General features: G+C 73.7%; 20 protein-coding genes and 1 pseudogene. 6 read left to right on the top strand and 15 right to left on the bottom strand.

What is annotated here, in order from left to right:
- Positions 1-170 precede the first annotated feature (170 nt).
- Positions 171-1280: an NAD(P)/FAD-dependent oxidoreductase gene (locus ACQPW6_RS20780; RefSeq protein ID WP_433891161.1), complete on the bottom strand. Its 1110-nt coding sequence runs from the start codon at positions 1278-1280 to the stop codon at positions 171-173.
- Positions 1281-1367: 87 nt separating this feature from the next.
- Between ACQPW6_RS20780 and ACQPW6_RS20775 the strand changes: the two genes are divergently transcribed.
- Positions 1368-1946: a helix-turn-helix domain-containing protein gene (locus tag ACQPW6_RS20775; RefSeq protein WP_433891160.1), complete on the top strand. Its 579-nt coding sequence runs from the start codon at positions 1368-1370 to the stop codon at positions 1944-1946.
- Between the two features lie 223 nt (positions 1947-2169).
- On the opposite strand, the gene ACQPW6_RS20770 is transcribed toward ACQPW6_RS20775, so the two are convergent.
- Together ACQPW6_RS20770 and ACQPW6_RS20765 are read right to left on the bottom strand one after the other, a co-directional pair.
- Positions 2170-2775: a hypothetical protein gene (locus tag ACQPW6_RS20770; RefSeq protein WP_433891159.1), complete on the bottom strand. Its 606-nt coding sequence runs from the start codon at positions 2773-2775 to the stop codon at positions 2170-2172.
- The gene (locus tag ACQPW6_RS20765; RefSeq protein WP_433891158.1) at positions 2772-3668 is read right to left on the bottom strand and encodes a PH domain-containing protein; all 897 of its coding nucleotides are present in this window, start codon (positions 3666-3668) and stop codon (positions 2772-2774) included. Before ACQPW6_RS20765 ends, ACQPW6_RS20770 begins: the two co-directional genes overlap by 4 nt.
- Before the next feature lie 856 nt (positions 3669-4524).
- Between ACQPW6_RS20765 and ACQPW6_RS20760 the strand changes: the two genes are divergently transcribed.
- On the top strand, positions 4525-6195 hold the full coding sequence (locus tag ACQPW6_RS20760) for an esterase-like activity of phytase family protein (protein ID WP_433891157.1): 1671 nt from the start codon (positions 4525-4527) through the stop codon (positions 6193-6195).
- 170 nt (positions 6196-6365) lie between these two features.
- A pseudogene (locus ACQPW6_RS20755) lies at positions 6366-6911 on the top strand (DUF998 domain-containing protein); the annotation flags it as partial.
- Between the two features lie 105 nt (positions 6912-7016).
- Here the strand turns inward: ACQPW6_RS20755 and ACQPW6_RS20750 are convergent.
- Positions 7017-7817: a TetR/AcrR family transcriptional regulator gene (locus tag ACQPW6_RS20750; RefSeq protein ID WP_433891156.1), complete on the bottom strand. Its 801-nt coding sequence runs from the start codon at positions 7815-7817 to the stop codon at positions 7017-7019.
- A 138-nt stretch (positions 7818-7955) separates the two neighbouring features.
- Between ACQPW6_RS20750 and ACQPW6_RS20745 the strand changes: the two genes are divergently transcribed.
- Positions 7956-8999: a medium chain dehydrogenase/reductase family protein gene (locus tag ACQPW6_RS20745; protein WP_433891155.1), complete on the top strand. Its 1044-nt coding sequence runs from the start codon at positions 7956-7958 to the stop codon at positions 8997-8999.
- A gap of 498 nt (positions 9000-9497) precedes the next feature.
- Here ACQPW6_RS20745 and ACQPW6_RS20740 read toward each other — a convergent pair whose 3' ends face one another.
- Positions 9498-11015, bottom strand: a complete 1518-nt coding sequence (locus ACQPW6_RS20740; protein WP_433891154.1) for an MFS transporter — start codon at positions 11013-11015, stop codon at positions 9498-9500.
- Positions 11016-11439: 424 nt separating this feature from the next.
- Here ACQPW6_RS20740 and ACQPW6_RS20735 point away from each other — a divergent pair, with 424 nt between their 5' ends.
- Positions 11440-12159 (top strand): TetR/AcrR family transcriptional regulator, encoded by a 720-nt coding sequence (locus ACQPW6_RS20735; RefSeq protein WP_433891153.1) that lies wholly within the window; start codon positions 11440-11442, stop codon positions 12157-12159.
- Positions 12160-12210: 51 nt separating this feature from the next.
- Here ACQPW6_RS20735 and ACQPW6_RS20730 read toward each other — a convergent pair whose 3' ends face one another.
- A complete protein-coding gene (locus tag ACQPW6_RS20730; protein ID WP_433891152.1) occupies positions 12211-12675 on the bottom strand; it encodes a hypothetical protein in 465 nt (154 codons plus the stop codon).
- A 158-nt stretch (positions 12676-12833) separates the two neighbouring features.
- Between ACQPW6_RS20730 and ACQPW6_RS20725 the strand changes: the two genes are divergently transcribed.
- Positions 12834-13076 (top strand): hypothetical protein, encoded by a 243-nt coding sequence (locus ACQPW6_RS20725; protein WP_433891151.1) that lies wholly within the window; start codon positions 12834-12836, stop codon positions 13074-13076.
- 170 nt (positions 13077-13246) lie between these two features.
- Here ACQPW6_RS20725 and ACQPW6_RS20720 read toward each other — a convergent pair whose 3' ends face one another.
- From ACQPW6_RS20720 to ACQPW6_RS20680, 9 genes are all read right to left on the bottom strand, one after another.
- The gene (locus ACQPW6_RS20720; protein WP_433891150.1) at positions 13247-14911 is read right to left on the bottom strand and encodes a hypothetical protein; all 1665 of its coding nucleotides are present in this window, start codon (positions 14909-14911) and stop codon (positions 13247-13249) included.
- A 149-nt stretch (positions 14912-15060) separates the two neighbouring features.
- Positions 15061-15795, bottom strand: a complete 735-nt coding sequence (locus tag ACQPW6_RS20715; protein ID WP_433891149.1) for an N-acetylmuramoyl-L-alanine amidase — start codon at positions 15793-15795, stop codon at positions 15061-15063.
- Positions 15796-16214: 419 nt separating this feature from the next.
- Entirely contained in the window at positions 16215-17366 is a 1152-nt protein-coding gene (locus tag ACQPW6_RS20710) for a hypothetical protein (RefSeq protein ID WP_433891148.1), read from the bottom strand.
- Entirely contained in the window at positions 17363-18187 is an 825-nt protein-coding gene (locus tag ACQPW6_RS20705) for a PP2C family serine/threonine-protein phosphatase (protein ID WP_433891147.1), read from the bottom strand. Before ACQPW6_RS20705 ends, ACQPW6_RS20710 begins: the two co-directional genes overlap by 4 nt.
- 35 nt (positions 18188-18222) lie before the next feature.
- Positions 18223-19014, bottom strand: coding sequence for a vWA domain-containing protein (locus ACQPW6_RS20700; RefSeq protein WP_433891146.1), 792 nt, complete (start codon positions 19012-19014; stop codon positions 18223-18225).
- Positions 19004-19843: a hypothetical protein gene (locus ACQPW6_RS20695; protein ID WP_433891145.1), complete on the bottom strand. Its 840-nt coding sequence runs from the start codon at positions 19841-19843 to the stop codon at positions 19004-19006. Before ACQPW6_RS20695 ends, ACQPW6_RS20700 begins: the two co-directional genes overlap by 11 nt.
- 15 nt (positions 19844-19858) lie before the next feature.
- A complete protein-coding gene (locus tag ACQPW6_RS20690; protein WP_433891144.1) occupies positions 19859-20314 on the bottom strand; it encodes a hypothetical protein in 456 nt (151 codons plus the stop codon).
- Positions 20307-21353 (bottom strand): serine/threonine-protein kinase, encoded by a 1047-nt coding sequence (locus ACQPW6_RS20685; RefSeq protein ID WP_433891143.1) that lies wholly within the window; start codon positions 21351-21353, stop codon positions 20307-20309. The genes ACQPW6_RS20690 and ACQPW6_RS20685 overlap by 8 nt, the downstream gene beginning before the upstream one ends.
- Positions 21354-21589: 236 nt before the next feature.
- On the bottom strand, positions 21590-22486 hold the full coding sequence (locus ACQPW6_RS20680) for an SDR family oxidoreductase (protein WP_433891142.1): 897 nt from the start codon (positions 22484-22486) through the stop codon (positions 21590-21592).
- Positions 22487-22503 lie beyond the last annotated feature (17 nt).

Genomic DNA, 22503 nt, shown 5'->3' with positions numbered 1-22503 from the left:
GCGCGGGGAACTGCGCGACAAACCACGACGGCGCCGCGCCCGGCAACGGCCCAGCCGGGGGCAAGACCGGCCCCGCAAGGGGCGCGAGGAACTGCGCGACAAGCCACAGCGCGCCGGCAGACGGCAACGAACCCGCCGGGGCAGGGCCGGAGCCGGTGGGCGGCCAGGGCCTATGCGGAGGTGCGGGTCGACCCCGCCGCGGCAAGAGCGGCGTCCGTGTCGGCGGCCACCAGGTCCGCGTTGAGGTGCGCCCCCGCCATCGCCCCGCCCGCCGCCGACGCCCCCACCTGCGCCGTCAGGTCCGTCGCGTTGCCGGCCACCCACACCCCCGGCACGTCCGTCGTCCCCGCCATCCCCGTGGCGAACCGGCGGCCCATCCCGCCGGGCAGCTCCTCCGTCGGCAAGGCCAGGCCGGCCAGGCCCTCCGCTCGGGCCTGCATCAGCGTCGCCACCGCGAGAATCCGCCGGGCCACCACCGTCCCGTCACCGAGCCGGACGCCGGCGATGGCGCCGTGCCCGTCGGTCACGACCTCCTCCACCGGCCCGTCGACCACCGTGATGCCACGCGCGGCGAAACGCGCGCGCGTCTCCTCGTCGAGCTCGGTGCCCCGGCTGAAGTAGACGAGATCGTCGGTCAACTGGCGGAACAGCAAGGCGTGGTGGACCGACGCCGGCCCGACGGCCAGGACGCCGATGGGCTCGTCCCGCACCTCCCACCCGTGGCAGTACGGGCAGTGCACCACGCCGTGCCCCCAGTGCGCGGCGAGCCCGGGGACGTCGGGCAGGACGTCCCGCAGCCCGGTGGCGACGAGCACGCGCCGGGCCGTGACCGTCCGGCCGTCGGTGAGGGTGATCGTGAAGCGCGGGTCCCCGTCCGGGGCGGGGGCGGCCGGGGCCGCGGAGGCGACCTCGCCGGTGACGACCAGGCCGCCGTACCCGCGTACCTCCTCCCGCCCCTTGCGCAGCAGCTCGGCGGGCGCGATGCCGTCGTGGCCGAGCAGGCCGTGCACGCCGTGGGCGGGGGCGTTGCGCGGGGTGCCGCTGTCGACCACGACGACCGAGCGGCGGGAGCGGCCGAGCATCAGCGCGCCGTTCAGGCCCGCGGCGCCGCCGCCGATCACGACGGCGTCGACGGTCCCGCCGGGCAGTTCGTCGCTCGCGAACGCGGCGATGGCCGCGAGGGCGGAGGGCGCGGAGGGCGCGGTGGGCGCGGTGGGCGCGGTGCTCCCGTGGGTCCCGTGAGCGCCGTGAGCGCCGTGCGTCCCGTTGGTCGCAGCCATGGCGTCGTACCTCTCCTTCGCGCGGGCCCCGGTCGTTCCGGGTGCCGTGCTCCCGACGATAGGCACAGCTTGCGGCTCGGGCATACAATGTTGCCTATGACGCAAGAGGATGGCGAGCTGGACAGCCTGGTACGCAAACGGATCCGGGCGCTGCGGGTCGCGCAGGGCTGGTCGCTGGAGGAACTGGCCGGCCGGGCCCGGGTCAGCCAGTCCACGCTGAGCCGGATCGAGAACGGGCAGCGGCGGCTGGCGCTCGACCAGCTCGTCACCCTCGCCCGCGCGCTGGACACCACGCTCGACCAGCTCGTGGAGACGGCTGCGGACGACGTCGTCACCAGCCCGGTGATCGACGCGGCGCACGGCCTGATGCGGTGGCCGATGAAGTCCGACCCGGGCGTGATCGTCGTCCGGCAGCGGATGACGAACCCGCCCCCCGACAACCCGTCCCGAATGCGCGCCCACCCGGGCAAGGAGTGGCTCGTGGTGCTCTCGGGCACGGCGGTACTGCTGCTCGGCAACCGCCGCTTCCGGGTGGAGACCAACCAGGCAGCGGAGTTCCCGACGATGCTGCCCCACGCGATCGGCGCGGAGGGCGGCCCGTGCGAGACGCTGGGCATCTTCGACCACGACGCCCGCAGGGGCCATCGCGGCGGCGACGAGGGCTGAACGCGGCGGGGCGCGGCCCGGGCCAGCCCTGGTCGGCGGCGAGGACTGAACGCACCCGGGCCACGCGAACGACCCCGGCGGCCCGGGCCAACGCCGGTCGGCGGCAGGACCCGCACAACCGCCGTGCGGCGGGGGCTAGTTGGCCGCAGCGCCGACAGCCGGGGCCGGGGTCCGACCCCCCGGCGTACCCCTCACGCCGCCGCCAGCGGAACCGCCCGACCCGTCACGCCCGGCCGTCCCCCGCTGGGCCCGGGCCCAGCGGGCCGAGTGCTGTCTGGCCCGGGGCGGCCGGGCCGCCGGGGAGGAAGATGCGTTCTCTTGTGAACCAGCCGATCGACCCGCTCACCACGAAAAGCGCGCACGCCGCCAGCATGCACCAGAAGCCGAAGTCGACGTGGACGGCGTAGCTGATGTTCCGGCGGCCCGAGCCCGTGCCGCCGAAGGTGATGAGGACGTGATGGGTGGGGACGGCCGCGCGGCAGATGCCCAGCAGGGCCAGGGAGGCGAGGCCGATCAGCGCGCCGGGGCCGGCTCCCTCGCCGGGTTCGGGGTCGGCGGGTGCGGTGCGGCCGCGGCGCCAGTCGGCGAGGGCCGGGACCCGCCACCACTCCCTCAGCGCGCCGAACCAGCGGCCCGCTTCGAGCAGCATGAACACCGGGCCGGCCGCGCCCAGCCACTCCACGGAGAAGGCCCCGTAGCTGTGACCGGTGCTGTCCCAACCCGCCGAGCCCGGCGGCACCGTGCTGTACCAGTGCGTGACCAGGCCCAGGAACGCGGCCACGCCGCCGGCCACGAAACCCCAGGCCCACCGGGGCGCCGGCCGGCTCACCGCGCGTCCCCGACGGCGCCGGCCTCGGCCCGCGCCCCGTCCGCCCCGGGCTGCTGCGGCAGCGTGCCCTCCGAGACCTGCCACTGCGCGGGCACGGCCGCCCGGGCGGCGGTCAGGAAGGCGCCGGCGTGTGCACGCTTCTCCGGCCCCTCGAAGAAGAAGCTGGTGAAGTCCGGTTCGCGCAGCGCGCTTTCCGCTCCGCCGTGGGCGACGGCCAGCTCCGGCAGGGTGCTGTCGAGCAGCGTCCGCTGCTCCGCGGACACGTCCGTCCCGTGCTGTACGGCAACGGCCCGCGCCCCGCGCATGTCCATCGCGATGGACGCGGTCAGCGCCCTCGGGCTGAACAGCGGGGTGCGGAACTCCCACGCCCTCGGCTCGGGCGCCGGGAAGCCGTGCTCCGCCAACTCCCGCAGCACCAGCCGCCGTCGGTGGTCACCCTTCGTCTCGCCGTCGTCGTCGAGGGACGGCAGCGCCATCAGCAACGGGCCCCGGCTGAGATCCTGCCGCTGCACCTTGGTCAAGAACCGCCCGAGCGGCGGCTCTTGGCCCCGCAGCACCAGCCGGAGCTGGTAAGTGGTGCCCGAGTTCGGGGCACTTGAGCCCCGCTCGGTGTAGACGAGGCCGGCGATGTCGGACCACAGCACCCGCCGGCGGCGCGGCACCCGCACCACCGTGATCCCGTCCTCGTCGAACCGCAGTTTCACCAGGAAGCGCATCTGGAGCCAGTGGAAGACCACCACCGCCCCGATCACGGCGAACGCGCCCGGCCCGCGCGCCTCGGACCCCGTACCGAACACCACCACCCCGTACAGGACGATGAAGAACACCAGGTCCACTCCCAGCGCCCGGGAGTGCTCCTCAAGCAGCGGACTGAGCCGCACGGTTCTCGGCATGCGGCACAACCTACGGGCGAGCCGGGCAATGCGGACAGGCTGTCGCACACTGGTACCGCAGTCGTTACGATTCCCGGTCCCCGCCCCGCGGCAGGCCCCCGGCACGCCCCGCACCCGGCCCCCGGGCGACCCGCGACCCGCTGCCCCGGCCCGGCCCGCCCCGCGGACCAACCCCCACGTCAGCCGCCGATCTGCCGACTCCCCGCAGCCGTGAGACGGTGATCACAAGGACCGCGCGACCCCGGGCCGCCCCCGGCCCGCCGCCCGCCGCGCCCGGTGAGGAGGACGTCACGATGCGAGCACTGGAGACGATCGGCACCGCCCTGGTGATCATGGCCTTCTCAGTCGGCCTCCTGCTGTTCCTGATCGGCGGAACGTCCTACCGCCGCAAAGACTGACCCGCCCGTCACGACCGGCAGCCAGCCCGGCCCGCCCCGGCAGACGCCACCCCGGCCTGGCCGCGGCAGACCCCGCCCCCACCGGGCTCGCCGCGCCGGGCCGCCCCGCAAGCCCCGCCGGCAGACGCCGCGCCCCGCCGGGGCCGCCCGGCAGACCCTGCCCCCTGGCCCCGACCCCCACCCCCTGCCCCGCCGGGCCACCCGGCAAGCCCCACCCCCGCCGGGCCACCCGGCAAGCCCCACCGGCAGCCGGCGCCCCCGGCCGAGGCCGCCGGGCCGCCCCCGGACCCCCGACCTCCCTGCCCAGCCGCCCGCAGGGCCACCGCTGGGACCCCAGCCGCCCCACCCCGATCACGCGAAACGCCCCCACCCGAAGTGGTGGAAACAGGCGCTGGTTCGTGGCGAGCGTTCACCAAGGCGCGGTGCGGCGTTCATCATGGAACGTCAAGTTCAGGGCTATGACTTCACGACCCTTCTCGCGCAAGCGCAGCCGCATCGCCGTCGCGATCGTCGCCTCCTTCGCCGTGGTCGGCGCGGGGACCGCCGTCGCGCAGGCACACGGGTGGCTGTCCGCGCCCACGCACGACTTCGGCGCGAGCGCCGACTCCTTCTCCGGGCACGGCACCGTGACCGGCAACGTGATGCGCAACGACCGCGGCGCCACCGCGGTCGTACGGCACACCGACCCGTCGCACGGCACCGCGACGGTCGACGCGGACGGCTCGTTCACGTACACCCCGGCGTCCGGCTTCAAGGGCACGGACACCTTCACGTACACCACGACCGACGCCGTCCAGCTGTTCAAGGACGCGCAGTCCAACGGGGCCCCGCTGCCCCCGCTCGGGAAGGTCGCCGGCCCCGGCGGCACCACCACGCAGATCTCCGGTGAGGGCTACGGCTCCTCGCTCGCCCCGGTGCCCGGCCACTCCGGCTACTTCTACGGCCTCACCGACCGCGGCCCGAACGCGGACGCGCCCGACGGGAACAAGTCCGAGATGATGCTCGGATTCACCCCGCAGATCGGCGAGTTCAAGCTCGTCGGCGGCAAGGCCGAGCTGGTCAAGAAGGTCACCCTGAAGGGCCCGAAGGGGCTCGGCGGCGTCCCGTACAGCGGCCGTCCGCCGCACGACACCAAAGAGACGATCGACGACGTCAACGCGACGAACGCCAACGGCGGCACCCCCGTGCCGGTGCAGCGCGACCCGTACGGCTACGACTCCGAGGGCCTGGTCGCCCAGCCCGACGGAACGTTCTGGGTGTCGGACGAGTACGGCCCGTACATCACGCACTTCGACCGGGACGGCTACGAGTTGGGCCGGCTGACCCCCTACCGGGACAGCCCCGACAACGCCTATCACAAGATCCTCGGGTACCTGCCTGCCGAGCTCGCCAACCGCCTGACGAACAAGGGCATGGAGGGCCTGACCATCACGCCCGACGGGTCGACCCTGGTGGGCGTCATGCAGGCCGCGCTCCAGCAGCCGGACCTGAGCAGCAAGGCCGGCAACACCTCGCCGACCCGGATCGTGACGATCAACCTCCGCACGTACCAGGCGAAGCAGTACCTCTACCTGCTGGACGACCCGGACGACACCGGTGACGCCAACAGCGAGATCACCGCGCTGAGCAGCACGAAGTTCCTGATCGACGAACGGGACGGCAACTACCAGCCGTTCGCGCAGAAGAACCTCTACGAGGTCGACACCAACGGCGCCACCGACGTCAGCGGCCTGACCATCGGCGGCAAGTCGCCCGAGGCGTTCGTCGGCAAGGACGGCACCAACGACGCGCTCGCCGCGCTGACCGCCGCCGGCGTGAACGTCGCGCAGAAGCAGCCGTATCTGAACGTCGGGACGCTGGTCAGCCAGCTCGACCCGAGCGGCACGTTCTTCGCGCACGACAAGGTCGAGGGCGTCGCCACGACGGACGCCGGCAAGACGGTCTACCTGTCGAACGACGACGACTTCGGCATCGACACGATCGCCGTGGACCCCGACGGCAAGTGGACCGTCCACCAGAAGGTGCTGCCGCCGACCGGTGCGACCGACAGCGGCGAGATCCTGAAGGTCGACACGACGAAGCTGCCGGCGGTCCTGAAGACCGTGACGGTGACGATTCGCGTCCGCTGACCTGCCGCTGGCCTGTGCTGACGCGCTGACCTGCGCGGATTCCGCGACCTGAGCACGTATGCAACCGGGCCCGTCCACTTCGGTGGGCGGGCCCGGCGGTTTTCCGGGGCCGCACCCCGGCCGGACCCGGTCAGCAGGAAAGCGCGGCCGAGCCGATTTACCGTGGAGTAATGGGACCTGTTTCGTGGTGGGCCGTGATCTCGTCCAGCTGCGCTCCTGTCCTGCTGATCGGTGGTTCGACGATCGCGACGGTGGTTGAGGGGCCGACCTACAACCCCGTCCGGCAGACGATCAGCGTGCTGGCGGCGGGCAACACCGCTGCCTACTGGGCGCTGACCGCGACGCTGATCGCACTGGGCGTGTGCTACCTGGCGACCGCCTGGGGCCTGCGGGCCGCCAAACCCGCCGGACGGGTGGCGCTCGGCGCCGCCGGGATCGCGGCGATGGTGCTGGCGTGGGTGCCGGCGCCGCTGACCGGCGGTTCGCTCTCGCACGGCACCGTGGTCGCCGTCGGATTCTCGCTGATGACGATGTGGCCGATCCTGGCGTCCAGCCGGAGCGGGAACGGGCCGTGGGGGCTGCGGCCGGTGCCGTCGCTGGCGGCGGCCGCGCTGATGGTGGCCGGCTCCGCCTGGTTCCTGGTCGAGATCCAGGTCAACGGGGCCGCCGGGGTGGCCGAACGGGTGCTGACCTGCGCGCAGGCGCTGTGGCCCGTCGTGGTGGTCGTCTCCTGCCTGCGGCACTCGGCGGCACCCGTGCCGGAGGCGGGCACGCCCGGCGGCGGTACGGCGAAGGCGCACGGAACCTGGGCCGGAGGCCCGCTAGACCGTCTCAGCCCCCGTGAGCAGGGCGTCCAGCTCGGCGGCGTAGAGCAGCCCGGGGTCGAACCCCATACCGGTGAAGTGGCCCGCAAGCTCAAGGGACAGGACGCCGTGCAGCCTGGTCCAGAAGGTCAGGGCCCGGTGCAGCGCTGACGCCGGCGCGGGGTGCCCCTCGGCCCACGGGCGGTGGGTTTCGAGGTGGACGGCGAACGGGGTCGCGGGTGCGGTGGCGGGCAGGCCGACGACGGCGTCGAGCAGCGACGTCATGATCTCGCGGGCGATCCCGGTGATGTCCTCGGGCGCGTGGTACCCGGGGACGGGCGTGCCGTAGATGAGGAAGTAGCGGTGCGGGTCGGCGAGGGCCCAGGCGCGGAGCGAGCGCGCGAGGGCGGTAAGGACGGCGCCGGGGTCGGTCCCGGCGGGGCCCGGGACGGAGGCGGGGCCGGCGCCGGACGGGTCCGGGACAGGAGCGGACGGACCCGGGACAGGGGCGGACGGGCCCGGGTCGGGGACGGGGTCGGGGCCGGACGGGGCTGGGGCCGGATCTGCCGCTGAGGCCGCGGCGGCGACGAAAGTGTCGGCCAGGCTGCGGTACGCGTCCCGGATCAGCTCGGTGATCAGCTCGTCGCGGCCGGCGAAGTACCGGTAGAGCGCCGGGCCGCTCATGCCCATCTGCTTCGCGATCGCGTTGAGCGAGAGCGCGGACGCCCCCGCCGAGGCGATCTGCTCCCAGGCCCGCTCCTTGACCTCCGCCCGCACCTGCGTGCGGTAGCGCTCGCGCGGGGTCGCCGTCTCCGCCATGACCTGCACCTTTCCCCACCGGGATGACCACCTTCGGTCCAGCGAGTTAGAGGCTATCACGCGAGCTATTGACTCTCACAGAGCGATGGAGTTATAACTTCTAACGAACGCAATAACAGCTAGCCAGCGGAGGTCGCCATGAACACCCGGACCGTCACCGAGGAACTGACCGAGGTCGTCCTGCCGGGCACGGTGGAGCCGGAGGGGCTCCAGATCCGGCACGGGGCCGTCCCCACCGCGGGACCGGGCCAGGTGCTGATCAGGACGGAGGCCACCGGGGTCTCGTTCGCCGAGCAGCAGATGCGCCGCGGGCGCTACTACGACCAGCCGCCGTTCCCCTTCGTGCCCGGCTACGACCTGGTCGGCACGGTGCTGGCGACCGGCGAGGACGTGGACCCCGCGCTGGCCGGGCAGCGGGTCGCCGCGCTGGTCAAGGTCGGCGGCTGGGCCAGCCACGTGCTGGTCGAGGCGGCCGACACGGTGCCGGTGCCGGACGGGATCGGCGCGGCGGAGGCCGAGACCGTGGTGGTCAACGGCATCACCGCGTGGCAGATGCTGCACCGCAAGGCGCGGGTGCGGGCGGGGCAGACGATCCTGGTGCACGGTGCGAACGGTGGGGTCGGCTCGGTCCTGGTGCAGCTGGCGCAGGCGGCGGGCGTGAAGGTGATCGGTACGGCGTCGGCCCGGCATCACGATGCTTTGCGCGAACGGGGCGTCAGCCCGGTGGACTACCGCACCGGCGACATCCCCGCGCAGGTCCGCGCGCTCGCCCCCGGCGGGGTGGACGCGGTGTTCGACCACGTCGGCGGTCGCGGCATCACCGACTCCTGGCGGCTGCTCGCGCCCGGCGGGACGCTCGTGTCGTACGGGAGCGCGGCGACGCGCGATGACGCGGGTTCGAAGCAGTGGCCGGTGTTCAAGCTCCTGGCCAGGATCTGGCTCTGGAACGCCCTCCCCAACCGCCGCAGCGCCTACTTCTTCAACGTCTGGGCCGGCCGCGCCTTCTCAAAGCCCCGCTTCCGCTCCCGCCTCCGCACCGACCTCACCCACGTCTTCACCGCGGTGACCCGCGGCGAGGTCACCCCCCAGATCGCAGCGACGTTCCCCCTGACGGCCGCCCCCGAGGCGATCCGCCTCGCGGAGTCCGGCACCGCGGCCGGCAAGGTCATCCTCACCCCGTGACCCGGCCCCGCCGACGGGCTGCGCCCCGGCTTCCCCCGGGGCGCGGGACAGCTGCCGATATGCGGCTCCGCCGCGTGAGCGCGATGTGCCCCGGCTTCCCCAGGGGCGCGGGACTGCTGCCGATATGCGGCTCCGCCGCGCGGGCGCGATGTGCCCCGGCATCACCAGGGGCGCGGGACTGTATCTGACATGCGGCTCCGCCGCGCGGGCGCCACTTACCCCGGCTTCCCCAGGGGCGCGGGACTGTATCTGACATGCGGCTCCGCCGCGCGGGCGCCACTTACCCCGGCTTCCCCAGGGGCGCGGGGAACTGCGCGACCAGCCCACCACCGGCCGGGTGGTCCGGCACTACCGGAAGTGGCTAGGCGGTCGGCCGCCTGCAGGCGCGCTGTGGCTGGTGGCGCAGTTCCCCGCGCCCCTACGGGGCGCAACCCGGCCGGGGCAACACGCTCGCGCGGCGGAGCCGCACACCAACGACAGCCCCACACCCCCGGGGGGTTAGTCGCTCGCCGGGAGCAGGTCCCGTTGCCCGGATTGGGTCGGGGCGGGGATCTGCGGGCGGGTGCCGCGGAGCACCGTTGCGGCGATGAGGACCGCGGCCACCAGGAGCGCCGCTCCCAGCGTCAGACCCAGGCCGTAGCCCGCGTTGAGCGTGGCCGGCGTGGTGAGCGAGCCGGTGCGGTGCTGGGCCGCCGTGCCCAGTGCGGCCAGGCCCAGCGACGCGCCGATCTGGCGGGAGCTGTTGAGCAGGCCGGACGCCGTGCCCGTCTCGTGCGGGGCCACCCCGGCCGTGGCGATGGAGACGACCGGGCCGAGGCAGAGGCCGAAGCCGGCGCCGCCGATGATCGAGGGGCCGAGGATGTCCGCGGCGAATGAGCCGTCGGAGCTGATCAGGCCGAACCAGCCGAGGCCGACCGCCGTCAGCAGCCCGCCGGCGATGAGCAGCGTGCGCGGCGGCAGCCGGTAGCCGAGCTTGACGGCGAGCACCGAGCCCGCGATCAGGGCGAACGTGAACGGCAGGAACATCACACCGGTCACCGCGGGCCCCTTGCCGAGCACACGTTGCAGGTACAGGGACACGAAGTAGAACGCCGGCGTCATGGCCGCGCCGACCAGCAGGTTGTAGCCGTTCGCCGCGGCGACCGACCGGTTGGCGAACAGGCCGAGCCGGATCAGCGGTTCGCGCGCGGTGGTCCGTTCGACGTACAGGAACGAGGCCAGCAGCACGACGGCGACGGCGAGCGTCGCCAGGGTGACCGCCGAGGTCCACCCGTGCTGGTCGGTGCGGACGACGCCGAACACCAGCAGCGTCATGCCGCCGGTGGCCAGGACGGCGCCGAGCACGTCGGGCCGCCCGCCGCGCGCGGCACCGGCGTCACGGGTGCGCGGCCGGTCGGCGACCCCGCGCCAGGCCAGCGCCAGCGCCCCCGCCGCCATCGGCACGTTCACGAACATCACCCAGCGCCAGCTGGCGTACTGCGTGAGCAGACCGCCGATCACGACGCCGAGCGCCCCGCCGGCCGCGTTCATCGCGCTCCACACGCCGAAGGCGCGGACCCGCGGCCGGCCGCTGGGGAAGGCCGTGGTCAGCAGGGCCAGCGCGGCCGGCGCGAGCGAGGCGGCGCCGATGCCCTGGACCGCGCGGGCGGCGACCAGCTGGCCGGGTTCCTGCGCGAGGCCGCCGGCCAGCGAGGCGAGGCCGAAGAGGCCGAGCCCGAGCAGCAGCACCCGCTTGCGGCCGTAGCGGTCGGCGGCCTTGCCGCCGAGCAGCAGCAGCCCGCCGAAGGTGAGGGCGTAGGCGTGGATCACCCAGGTCAGGCCGACCGGGCCGAAGCCGAGGCCGGCGGCGATCCGCGGGAGTCCGACGTTCACGACGGACAGGTCCAGCGACACCATGAACTGCACGACGGCCACCACGGCCAGGGTGCGCCCCGGCCGCACCGCCGACCCGTCCGGCGGCGGCACCGCCGGCTCCTCACCCGGCCGCACCGCCGGCCCACCAGAACTATTCGTCATCACGCGACCCGCTCTTTCGTCTCGACTTTCGGAACATGTTCCGAAAGTAGCACCGGTAGCAGTCGCTCGTCCACGCCGATAGGGGCGGGGGTCGGCGGCACACGGGTGGAGAAGGGGGTGGCCGGACGCCGACGAAGGCCCGCACAACAGGTGGCCGGACGCCGGCAAGGCCGCCGCACGCCGGGGCGGCCGGGCGTGCGCGGCACACCGCGAACCCCGCGCTCCCGCCCGCGCGGCACACCGCGAACCCCGCAGCCCCGCCGGCATACCGCGAACCCCGAGCCCCCGCCGGCACATCCGCGAACCCCGCAGTCCCGGAACCCCGCACCGCCGCCCGCGCGGCACACCGCGAACCCCGCACCCCCGCCGGCATACCGCGAACCCCGCAGCCCCGCAGCCCCGCCGTCGCGGCATGATGGGGGCCATGCCCCGACCGCCCGCCCGACCGTCCGACCGCCCGCAATCCCGCCCGCCCGCGCCCGGCGGCCGTACCGGGCGGCCTCCCGTCACCTCGCGGGACGCGATCCTCACCGCGGCCCGGCTGCTCATCGACCGCGACGGCTGGGAGAAGCTCACGATCCGGCGGCTCGCCGCCGAGATCGGCATCGGCGCGACGACGCTCTACCACCACATCCAGGACAAGGACGACCTGCTGATCCAGGTCCTCAACCACCACATCGACCTGCTGGAGCGCCCGGTCCTGCCCGCCGACCCGGCCGACCGGATCGTGCTCGCCGCGACCGCGATGCACGACGCGCTCGCGGACTGGCCGTGGGCGGCGGAGGTGCTGACCACCGACGGCTTCGTCGGGCTGCTGGACGAGTCGGCGCTGTGGATGGTCGAGGCGATCATCGCCGGGGCGGACGACCACGGCTGCACGCCCGAGCAGTCCGTGGACCTCTTCCGCAGCGTCTGGTACTTCACGGTGGGCGAGATCCTGGTCCGCGCGCACTCCGCCCGCCGCCGCCCGGCCAAGGACCGGCCGGCGTTCCGCGACTCCTTCGACCCTTCCCAGGTCCCGCACCTGGCGGCGATCGGCCCCCGCTGGCACGCGCTGGCGGTTCGCGACACCTACCCGGCGGGCCTCCGCGCCCTGGTCACGACCCTGCTCGCGCAGAGCGGCCCGGCCGCCTCGACGGGCTGAGCGGACCCCACTCGCACCTCACGCGGACGTCGCTCGAACGTCACCCGTACGTCACTCGGACGGCAGCGGCGGGGCCGGCGGCGCGGCGTGGATGTCGGGCTGACGGCAGCCGGCCGTCCACCGGCCGTCCGCGCGGGTCCACTCGCCGTCGCGGGCGAAGCCGCACTGGTCAAGGGTGCGGTCGAGCTCGGCGGCCGGGAAGCCGTCCGGCGAGTCCTGGGGGTCCTGAGAGTCCGGCGAGTCCGGGGTGACCGTGATGACGACCGCGTCCACCTCGCCGCGGTCGGGGTGGTCGTCCAGCCCGCTGACCGTCAAGTGCCACTGCTCACCGTCGCGGGACGCGTGAGCCCGGTACGGGGGCCGCGGCGCGCCGCCGTCGTCGCTCTCGGCCTGCGCGGCGGCGGCGCCGTCCAGCGGCGGACTGGTCGCCTCGCTCCTGTCTGCCTCCTCGGGCGCTTCGGTCTCCGGCACGGACGCCTCCTCATGGGTCTCGTCGTGCAGGAGCCTGCCCGCCATCGCCCGGCGCATCCGGGAATTCCCCCACCTGGCCCGCCCGCGCCGACCAGCGGGTCTGTCCCGGCGGTTCGCGGGCAGGCGGGTCCGGGAGACAACGGTGGAGGAGACGGGCGCGGCGGCGACCGCGGCGGACGGAAGCGGACGGAAGAGGTGGGCCGGTGAGCGGGGTACGGGTGACGACCACGGCTGAGGTCGCGATGGAGCTCGGCACGTACGGGGCCGAGCGGCAGCAGCAGATCCATGAGGCGCTCGACCGGCTGGCGGACGCGTCCGCGGTCGGGGTCGGGACGCCGGACGGCGTCGGGCTGCGCGCGGAGGTGATGCCGGGCATGTACGCGCACTGGGTGCTGCTGGAGGCGCCCCGGCTGGCCATCGTATGGCAGGTCGTCGTCAGCGGCTGACCGGCCCGGCACGGGCCCTGCAAACGCCAGGCCCGGAAACGCCGACGGCCGCCCCGGCGGCGGAAGTTCGCGCCGGGGCGGCCGTATCGGCCGTTCAGGAACGGGTGTTCAGACCCGAGACGTCATCCGAGACGCCATCCGGTCCGCCGTCCGGGACGTAATCCGGGACGTCAACGGACGTCCTCGTTCACGTTCTTGGACTGGCTGTAGAAGTGGTGCGCGTCGGTGTCCAGGTACGTGCCCCAGGTGCCGTCGCCGTACGCGGGAGTGGTGAAGCTGTACTTGCCCGCGGAGTTGGTGTAGCCCTTCTGGACCCAGTACCACTGCGTGTCGCCCTTGGGGCGGTACACCAGCACCACGTGCGCGTGGTTGTAGTGGATCCAGCCCTTGGACGACATGGCGATCGTGACACCGGTGAAGGTGATCTTCGAGTTGGCGCCGGCCGGCCGGGTGGTGCTGGCCGCGATCGACATCTGCGTGTCGATCCGGTTGAGCCGGTGCGCGGGCTGCGCGTAGCCGAGCAGCTGCGGGCTCTCGAAGTGGATCACCCGGTAGTAGCCGTCGGTGTAGCCGTACGCCTGCATGAAGAACGAGGTGTACGTGGACGTGGTGTAGCCCGTCGTGATGTGCGACAGGTTCTTCCAGTTGGACTTGCCGTTCGGCGAGTACTGCAGCCACAGCGACTGGTTGGAGGAGTTCCCCGTCAGCCGCCCGGTGGTCTTCACCAGCCCGTACTCGTCGATCGAGAACGCCGGCAGCGTCACGCTCGTCGCCGTGGGCACGTTGACGGTGTTCTGCTTCTCGTTGATGTACGGCAGGTACGGCGACGGCGCCAGGTACGTGTGCAGCGTCGTCGTCATGTTGGCCGTGATCTGGTACGAGAAGCTGCCGTCGGCGGCCGTGGTGGCGCCGGTCAGCCGGTGCGGGACGGTGTAGGCGTAGTTGTCCGGGTCCACCGAGGTGGTCACCACCGGGGCGCCGGCGAACGGCAGGTCGTAGGTGCCGTTGGCGGAGTCGTACCGCGACACCTTGCCCTTGACGGTGATCGACTGGCCCTTGTGCACGGTGGCCGGGGTCGACGTGACGGCGATCGAGTACGAGTCCGAGCTGACGTCGACGTCGGGCACCGTCCCCGCGGTCCGCGTCGGGATGGTGTCGGACGTGCCGACCACCTGCGCGGAACCGTTGATCAGGGTGCCGCCGGGCGTCACCGGGAATGTGAAGCCGCCGCCGCCGTCGGTGTCGACGGTGGCGGTGCGCGACACCCGGGAGGCCGGGGACACGTCGTCCCACCAGACCAGCCGGACGGTGACGCCCGCGCCGGCCGGGGTGTTCTTCCCGGTGGCCGGGTCGAGGACGTTCACCTTGCCGCCGATGGTGACGGTGCGGTGGGTGAAGTCGGTGCTCGTCCGGTCGGTCGTCACGTCCTCGACCGACGCGTGCTTGCGGTAGTTGAGCGAGCCGAGGTGGGCAGTGTGCTCCTGGGTGCCGTCGCTCAGCTTCCAGTTGACGTCAATCGGGTAGTCGCCGTACGCGGTGCCGGACGGCAGCTCGAGGGCGTCGGTGGTGTGCGTGCCGGTGAAGCCGGACGCGTCGACCGTGGCCAGGACGGGCGCGTCGTCGGCGGTGGACGCCCGGACGCTCAACTCCACCGAGCCGTCCTGGACTTCACCGGTGGTGTAGAAGCTCACGGTGCCGTCGTCGTTGGTGACGACCTGGTACACCGAGCCGGGATTCGAGTCCGCGAAGGCGGCCGGCGCGACGGCGACGGCGAGGCTCGCGGACATGATGATGGCGGTGGCGCCGATTACGGCACGCCGCCGAGTGCGCGTCATGCGCATCGTGTGGACCCCCCACAGGTCATGAGCAGCATCCGCAGACGGCGGAGCGCTGGAAGGGCAGCGTAGCCCCTCCCGGCACACGCGGAAACCCGGCCCCACCTGCTGTTCATCCGACCGCCACCGGAACGGTCCGGTCCGCTTTCTCAGCCGTCCCGGGCGGCCTGTTCGCGCAGCCGGGCGGCGGTCTGCCGGATCCACGGCAGGTCGTCGTAGAGGGACTGGCCGGGGCAGTCGGTCTGGTACGCGTCACGGTGGCCGGAGATCACGTTCATCTGCACGGCCGTGCCCTTCGGGTACCGGCTGTCGTCGCTGCTCGACACCAGCCTGACCTGGCCCAGCGGGTTGACGCCGGGGGCGAGCTTCCAGGCCGCTATGGCCGCGATCGACTGGAGCATCGGGCGCGGCGGGATCTGCCCGGGCCCGAACGTGCCGAGGGCGGCGATGCCGACGGTGCCGGCGTTGAAGCCCTCGGTGTGCGCGCCGCGCACGTCACGGTCGGCGCTGCCGGTGCGGCCCTCGTAGATGCCGCCGCACCGGTCGACGACGAAGTTGTAGCCGAGGTCGTCCCAGCCCAGCGCGATGTGCCGCTGTTCGAGCGCGAGCAGCATGGCCGGCACGTCGGTGCCGCAGGTGTACGCGTTGGGGTTGTCGGTGTGGTGCACGAACACGGCGGTGGCCGAGGCGTCGTAGAGCAGGCCGCCGCGTACGTCCTTCTGGTCCGCGTGCCAGGCCGCCCGCGTGATGAGCGCCGGGCGCAGCGACACGGCGTGCAGGCGCTCGGTGTCCGGCCCGTGCGCCGGGTGCAGGGGCGCCGAGCAGGTCGCGAGGAAGGCCAGTGCCGCCGCATACGGCACCCGCCTGAAGGTATGCGGACGCATGCCCCCCACCCTCCGCGCTTCCCGCCGCGCGGGACATTCGCGTGAGCCAATCGAGTGATTTACCCCGGCATCACCAGGGGCGCGGGGAACTGCGCGACAAGCCACGACGGTGGCGCGCCTTACCACCGGCCCGAAGGGGCTGGTCCTGTTGTTTCCCGACCTCCCCCAACCTTCGGCCGGGGGTGCCCCCAGGCCGGCGGTGGGCTGGTGGCGCAGTTCCCCGCGCCCCTGGTGATGCCGGGGTAAGTCGCGCCCACGCGGCGGCAGCCGCAAATCGAATACAGTCCCGCGCCCCTGGTGATGCCGGGGTAAGTCGCGCCCACGCGGCGGAGCCGCACATCAGACACAGCCCCGCGCCCCTGGAGAGCGCCCTTGCGGGCCGGGAGCAACGTGCGGCCCGGGCGACGCGGCAGGTCGCGTCAGCTTGCCACCACGAGGAGGATCACGATCAGCAGCAGAACCACCACCGCGATCAGCGCCGTACGGCCTTGGTGCGCCCGCACCGGGGCAGCCGGGGGCCGCGGGGGCGGCGGGGGTACCGGCAGGTTGAAATCGTCCTGGCCGGTGCGCCGCTCCCGTTCGCACCAGGGGCACCCGTCCAAGTGGGAGCCGTAAGCGTGGTGCGGCCGCGCCGGGCAGCGGCGGACTCGGGCGCGTTCCTGGTCCAGGGCGCGCAGCCACTGCTCGGCGGACGGGCGGGCGGCCGGGTCGAGCACGCCGGGGCCGAACGCCGCCCGGGCCAGGGTCAGCAGCGGGGGCGGCAGCACCGCCGGGTCGAGCGCGCCGCGCGGGACGATCAGCCGCTCGGGCTGGACCACGTACGAGCAGCTCGCCGCGATGTTGTCCTTGACCGTCGCCTGCGAGTCGCTGTCGTGCGGCACGCCCCCGAAGGGGTGGTTGCCCACCGTGAGCAGCTGGTACACGAGCACCGCGAGCGCGAAGTCGTCGGTGGCGGCGGTCGCCGGGCCGCCCTTCTGCCGTTCGGGGGCGCAGTAGTCGGCGGTCTGCATCAGGCACGGGAACGACTCCCGCGTCGTGGGGTCGGTGAACGCGATCGAGTCGCAGTCGAGGAAGGTGACGTAGCCGTTGCCGTCCACCACCACGTTGTTGCTGGAGAAGTCCCCGACGACCAGATCCTCCGCGTGCATCCGCGCGGTCATGAACGCCAGGTTCCAGCACACCCCGAGCAGGAACCGCCAGTCCGCGTGCTCGGGGAACAGCCGCAGCCGCTGCGCCCGGGTGAACAGCCCGATCAGCCGCACGTGTTGGGGTTCGCCGAACCGCCGCATCGCGTAGCCGAGGAAGTCCCCGTCCAGGCCGCGGGCCGACGCGGTGGGCCAGGCCAGCTCGGACGGCTGGGACGACCCGACCGGCCGGCCGCCGAGCGGGTTCATCAGCAGCATCCGCTCAAGTCGCCGCTCCTGCTCGGGTCCTGGGGTGTCCCGGTAGAGCTTGACCACGACGCCGTCGTCACCGGCCACGGTGAACACCGCGGCCTCGCCGCCGCTCTTGAGCGGCTGCTCGGACAGCTCGGCCGGCCGCCCGTTCAGCAGGATCCGCCGCCCGCTCACGGCCGCACCGCCCGCAGCAGCGTCTTGTCGTCGGCGTTGACCTGGGTCAGCCGGTCCGAGCGCAGCAGCGCCGCCAGCGCCTCGTGGTCCTGGTCGGGGTCGGCGCCCGGCGCGTCCAGGCTCTGCAGGACGGCCGTCACGAAGGACTGGCTGGGCTGCTGCGGGGCGCCGTCGGCCCAGGTCAGCGCGATCTGCGCGAGGCCGTCGGTGGACAGCAGCACCCCGTCGACGCCGGGGTCGCGTACGCAGTCCACCCGGATCCACCGGTCGGCCTCCGCGGAGGTCAGGAACACCGTCTCGTTGCTGTACTCGCTGGCCGCCGCCGGCTGCGGCAGCAGGTGGAACTGCCGTACCCCGTCCACCGATCCGGCCCGCAGCACCGCGAAGCCGTCGCCGACGCTGAGGTGCCCGGTCCAGTCGGGCGCGAGCACCACGACGGTGAGCGTGGTCGCGAACTCCGCCGCCTCGTCCCCGGTTCTGCGCAGGAACTCGGCGCGGATGTCGAGGAATCCGTCCCGCAGCCCGTCCCGCACCCCGGCGGTGGTCTGCGGCCAGCCGGCCGCGCGGCGCGCGAAGCACTCGACGGCCAACTGGACGGCGAGCGCGGAGCCTTCGTCGGAGCGCGAGCGGCTGCCTGCGCCGTCCGCGACCGCGAGCACTGTCACCCGTGCGCCGGGCGGGCCCGACACCTCGTGCCGCCAGGCGTCCTGGCAGGGCGTGCCGGTCCGCCGGTGCCGGTAGCCCTCGACGCTGACGCCGTGCACCCGCCAGGGCCCGGCCGTCACGCCGGACCGCCCGGCGGTGGATGTGATACCTGCCATCGTCGTCCCCCAAAGTCCCTCGGACCAGCGGTGGTTCAGGCTTCCCAGGCGGGGCGCTGTGTCTTGAACTGGCTGAAGATCTTCTCGAAGACCTCGTCCCCCGCGCCGCGTTGCTCGGCGTTGGCGCTGGCCGACATCATCTGGAGCAGCTCGCGGAACGGGAACCCCTGCAGGCGGGCGTTGAACGTCGGTGCGAAAGCCCGCAGTACGGCCTCGCCGCGGTCGGTGATGCTGCCGACGCCGATCGCGTAGAGCCGGAACCGCCTGGCCTGCTGCGCCTCGGTGACCACCGGCACCACCTGCTGCCAGCTGTCGCTGAGGTGCCCGGTGGCGTCGGTCGGCAGCCCGTCGGTGACCAGGCACACCTGCGGACGGTAGTACTGGAGGCCGAGTTGCCGCAGTTCGGCCTTGCGGGCCGCCACCACCTGCATCGCCAGCTCCAGCGCCTCGGCCATCTGGGTCACCCCGGCCGCCCTCAACTGCGGCGGCTGGAACCGGTGGGCGGGCACGAACGGGCTGACCGGGCTGTTCGGCGGCAGCACCGTCGGGCCCTGCCACGCGTTCACGCCGTTGTCCCCGAAGGTCAGCACGGCGACCTCGACGCTGTAGCTGAGGGCCACGTCGTCGTGCAGCTCCCTGGTCCAGGCGCGCAGCGCCTCGTTGAGCGAGGCGATCGGGGCGCCCGACATGGAGTGCGAGGTGTCCAGGCACAGCACCAGCGGCAGCCGCTGCGCGTTGTTCTCGATCTCGATGTCGGCGTACTGCTGCGGCATCGCCGCGGCCTGCGGGTTGTTCAGGACGGTTCTGGGGTGGGTGTCATCGCGCATGGTGTCTCCCTGGAGCTGGCGGGTCGGCGGGGAAGGCGAGCAGGACGCCGGGGTCCCGCGAGTCGTCGTGCGGATCGGGGTGCGCCACGGCGACGGACTCGCCCGGGCCTGGCGGGAGTTCACCGGGTTCCGCCCAGGTCGCCCGGTAGAGGCAGTCGTCGATGGCGACGTAGCCCTGGGGGTGAAGATGGGTGCTGACGGTGGCGGGGCGCAGGCCGGGCGGGCGCGGGGTGGCGGCGGTACGGCGCGGGGGCGGGACGGGGGCTTCGGCCGTGGTCGGGGCCGGAGTCGGGGCCGGCGGGCGCCTGGTCGCCGGGCCCGCCGACGCGCGGTGGGCGTACGGGACGGCGGCCGGGGTGTGGGCCGGCGGGTGCGAGGTGCGGCCGGAGCGGCGGATCGCGGTGCCGAGCGCTGTGCACAGCACCAGCAGGCCGGCGGCGATCGCGCCGGGGACCAGCCAGCCGTGGCCGCCGCCTGTGGACGTGCCCGGGCAGGGGCTCGGCGAGGCGGTCTTCTTCTTTCCGTCCTTCCCGCTCGAACTCTCCTTGCTGCCGGACACTTTGACCACGGTGATCGTGTTCGAGGACGACTGCGGGGTGGTGGCGCCGGCTTTGGGCGTCGGGGTCGGGGTCGGCGTCTGCGGGCAGGCGGTCGTCGTCGTGGCGGGGCGCGGCGAGGTGTCGGCCGCGGCGGGACCGGCCGCCGCCAGGCCGAACGCCAGCAGCCCGGCCAGCCCGGTGGCCGCGATGGCCGCGATGGTCACGGCGACCGGGCGGCGGCGGCCCCGGCGTGCCGGGTCGGACGAGCGGTGTGCCGTATCGGATGACACGTGGGGCCCCTCCGGCTAGAGCTGGAACACCCGGTGGCACCGGGTGAACATCTGGCGTGCGTGCTCGGCCCACCTGTCGGCCAGCACGCCGAACTCCCGCCGTGACATCCGGCAGGTGAGCGGCAGGACGCAGACCCCGGCCAGACACGGGCTCGGCCCGCGCACGTCCCAGACCGACAGCATCGGGAGCAGCTGCTCGGTGTTCCACGCGTTCGACGCGGCGGCGCCGATCGCCAGTTGGTCGGGGCGCAGGGTGTTGCCGTCGGTCATGAAGGCGACCAGCAGGTCCCTGGCCGTCATGAAGCGGATGGTGATCCGGCGGCCGGTGGCCGGCAGGTCGAACTCCAGGGACAGCGAGTCCTCGTCGCCGGTCGCCGGATAACCGCCCTGCTGCGCCCAGGAGTTGACCAGCGTCCGCCAGTCGGGGCCGAGTTCGAGCTGCTCGTCGGCTGCGGCCTCGGGGTCAGACACGGCGCACCGCCCCGGCGACCATGGCGTCGGTCAGCCCCGCGTCGAGCAGCGTCCGGGCGTGCAGCAGCAGATAGGACGGCACCGCCGCCGCCGAGGAGCGGGTGTCGACCCGGGCCGCCAGGTCCTCGTTGCGCTGCCGGATGTCGTCCACGACGGTCGGCGGCGGCCACTGGGTGCCGAACTCGGGCGCGGGCCACGGCTGTTCAGAGGCAACGGGTCCGGTGACGGTGGCGGGCTCGTCTTCCCCGTCCGGGCCGACGATCTGCTCCAGCAGCCGGGCGAGCCCCGGCCGTTCCTCCGCCCGCTTTGCGAGGCAGCTCTCGACCAGCCCGCGCAGCCCGGCCGGAACCCCGTCAAGGACGGGCAGTTCATGGCTGATCCGGTACATCACCCCGGCGCCCGACCCGAACGGCGGCACCCCGCTCGCGGCGTAGGCGAGCACCGCGCCGAGCGAGAACACATCGCTCGACGGCCCGGCCGGCCGGCTCGCGCACTGCTCGGGCGACATGAAGGGCGGCGTGCCCATCACCGTCCCCACCTGCGTCATCGTGCTGGGGGCGCCGAACAGCGAGATGCCGAAGTCGATGACCCGGGGCCCGTCCTCGGCCAGCAGCACGTTGGCGGGCTTGAGGTCCCGGTGCACGACGCCGACCGCGTGGATCGCCTGTAACGCCTCGATCAGCCCGGCCGCGAGCGCCCGCACGGCGGGTTCGGGCAGCGGCCCGTCGGCCCGTACCGCGTCGGCGAGCGAGGGCGCGGGCACGTAGAGCGTCGCGAGCCACGGCGGGTCGCCGGTCGGGTCGGCGTCGACGACGGGCGCGGTGAACGCGCCGCTGACCGCGCGGGCGGCGTCGACCTCGCGGGCGAACCGGCCGCGGAACTGCGGGTCGGACGCGATCTCCGGCCGCACCACCTTCACCGCGAGCGCCCGCCCGCTGGCGGACCTGCCGAGGTACACCCAGCCCATGCCGCCGGAGGCGAGCCGGCCGACGATCCGGTACGGCCCCACCATCAGCGGATCACTTATCGGAGTCCGCACCCCGCCCCCTCACGGGCCGCGCAGCCGGACTCGGTCCGGCGCGACCCGTTGCCACTCGCCCCCTGGAAACGCCGTCAGTGTCCCGCACCGGGAGGCGGGCCGTCCCGGAAACGGCGAGATGGCAGCGGAACCCGCACTTTGCCGCAACGGGGCCGTTGCTTTACCGACATTTGCCGACGCCGGCCCCGCCGATCCGCCCCCGTCCGGCGGTAGTTGACGCGCGACGCCGGCCCCGTTCAGCGGTAGTAGCACCCGCTTCCGAGGTCCCCGGCCAGCGTCGGTCCGCCCGGTGTCCAGCCGAGCACCGCGCGGGTGGCCTCGGAGGCCGCGGCCATGTCCGTCTCGTAGAACCGGCTCAGCCAGCCGAAGTGCTCGGCCGCCCGGTCGGCCGGGACGGAGGCAACCGGAATGCCGAGGCCGCGGCCGATCGCCTCGGCGATCTCGCGGGTCGGGACGCCGGTCTCGGCGGCGGCGTGCAGCACGGTGCCGGCCGACAGCCGCTTGTCGAGGGCGAGTTGGACGATCCGCCCGGCGTCGAGACGGTGGACCGCCGCCCACCGGTTGGCGCCGTCGCCGATGTACGCAGAGACGCCCTTGGCGCGGGCGGTGGCCACCAGCGCGGCCGTGAACCCGTTGTCGCCGTCGCCGTGCACGGTCGGCGCGAACCGCGTGACGATCGTGTGGACGCCGCGCTCCGCGAACTCCAGCGCCAGGTTCTCGCTGCCGCCGCGCATCGAGTCGATCCCGTGGAACGGTGACCGGTCCTGCTCGGTGGCCACCCGGCCCGGCGCGAGCCGGAACATGGCGGCGGCGAGCACGAACGGCCGGTCGGAACCGGCGAGTTCGTCGCCGATGGCCTGCACGGCGCCCCGCTCGGCCTTGTTGTTGAGCGCCGGGCTGGCGAAGTCGTGCTTGTTGGCGAGGTGCACGACGGCCTCCGCGGCGGCGGCGCCGGCCCTGATCCCGTCGAGGTCGTCGAGGTCGCCGCGCAGCGCCGCCGCGCCTTTGGCCTCAAGTGCGGTGGCGGAGGCGGCGGAACGGGCAAGACCGGTGACGTCGTGCCCGGCGTCGAGCAGCTGGTCCACGACGGTCGAGCCGATCCAGCCGGTGGCTCCGGTGACGAAGATCCGCATGTCTGTCTTCCTTCTGG

This window comes from Streptomyces sp. CA-111067 (assembly GCF_050956065.1).
Classification (GTDB): Bacteria; Actinomycetota; Actinomycetes; order Streptomycetales; family Streptomycetaceae; genus Actinacidiphila.
This window is presented reverse-complemented; position numbering and strand designations above follow the sequence as displayed.

Excerpts from the sequence above, each read along its gene's own strand:
- ACQPW6_RS20750 (WP_433891156.1), bottom strand. The coding sequence starts at position 7,817 with ATGGCGGAGACGGCGACCCCGCGCGAGCGCTACCGCACGCAGGTGCGG.
- ACQPW6_RS20680 (WP_433891142.1), bottom strand. The coding sequence starts at position 22,486 with ATGCGGATCTTCGTCACCGGAGCCACCGGCTGGATCGGCTCGACCGTC.
- ACQPW6_RS20775 (WP_433891160.1), top strand. The coding sequence starts at position 1,368 with ATGTTGCCTATGACGCAAGAGGATGGCGAGCTGGACAGCCTGGTACGC.
- ACQPW6_RS20730 (WP_433891152.1), bottom strand. The coding sequence starts at position 12,675 with ATGGCGGGCAGGCTCCTGCACGACGAGACCCATGAGGAGGCGTCCGTG.
- ACQPW6_RS20760 (WP_433891157.1), top strand. The coding sequence starts at position 4,525 with ATGACTTCACGACCCTTCTCGCGCAAGCGCAGCCGCATCGCCGTCGCG.
- ACQPW6_RS20780 (WP_433891161.1), bottom strand. The coding sequence starts at position 1,280 with ATGGCTGCGACCAACGGGACGCACGGCGCTCACGGCGCTCACGGGACC.
- ACQPW6_RS20745 (WP_433891155.1), top strand. The coding sequence starts at position 7,956 with ATGAACACCCGGACCGTCACCGAGGAACTGACCGAGGTCGTCCTGCCG.
- ACQPW6_RS20720 (WP_433891150.1), bottom strand. The coding sequence starts at position 14,911 with ATGACGCGCACTCGGCGGCGTGCCGTAATCGGCGCCACCGCCATCATC.
- ACQPW6_RS20765 (WP_433891158.1), bottom strand. The coding sequence starts at position 3,668 with ATGCCGAGAACCGTGCGGCTCAGTCCGCTGCTTGAGGAGCACTCCCGG.
- ACQPW6_RS20715 (WP_433891149.1), bottom strand. The coding sequence starts at position 15,795 with ATGCGTCCGCATACCTTCAGGCGGGTGCCGTATGCGGCGGCACTGGCC.
- ACQPW6_RS20705 (WP_433891147.1), bottom strand. The coding sequence starts at position 18,187 with ATGGCAGGTATCACATCCACCGCCGGGCGGTCCGGCGTGACGGCCGGG.
- ACQPW6_RS20735 (WP_433891153.1), top strand. The coding sequence starts at position 11,440 with ATGCCCCGACCGCCCGCCCGACCGTCCGACCGCCCGCAATCCCGCCCG.
- ACQPW6_RS20700 (WP_433891146.1), bottom strand. The coding sequence starts at position 19,014 with ATGCGCGATGACACCCACCCCAGAACCGTCCTGAACAACCCGCAGGCC.
- ACQPW6_RS20740 (WP_433891154.1), bottom strand. The coding sequence starts at position 11,015 with ATGACGAATAGTTCTGGTGGGCCGGCGGTGCGGCCGGGTGAGGAGCCG.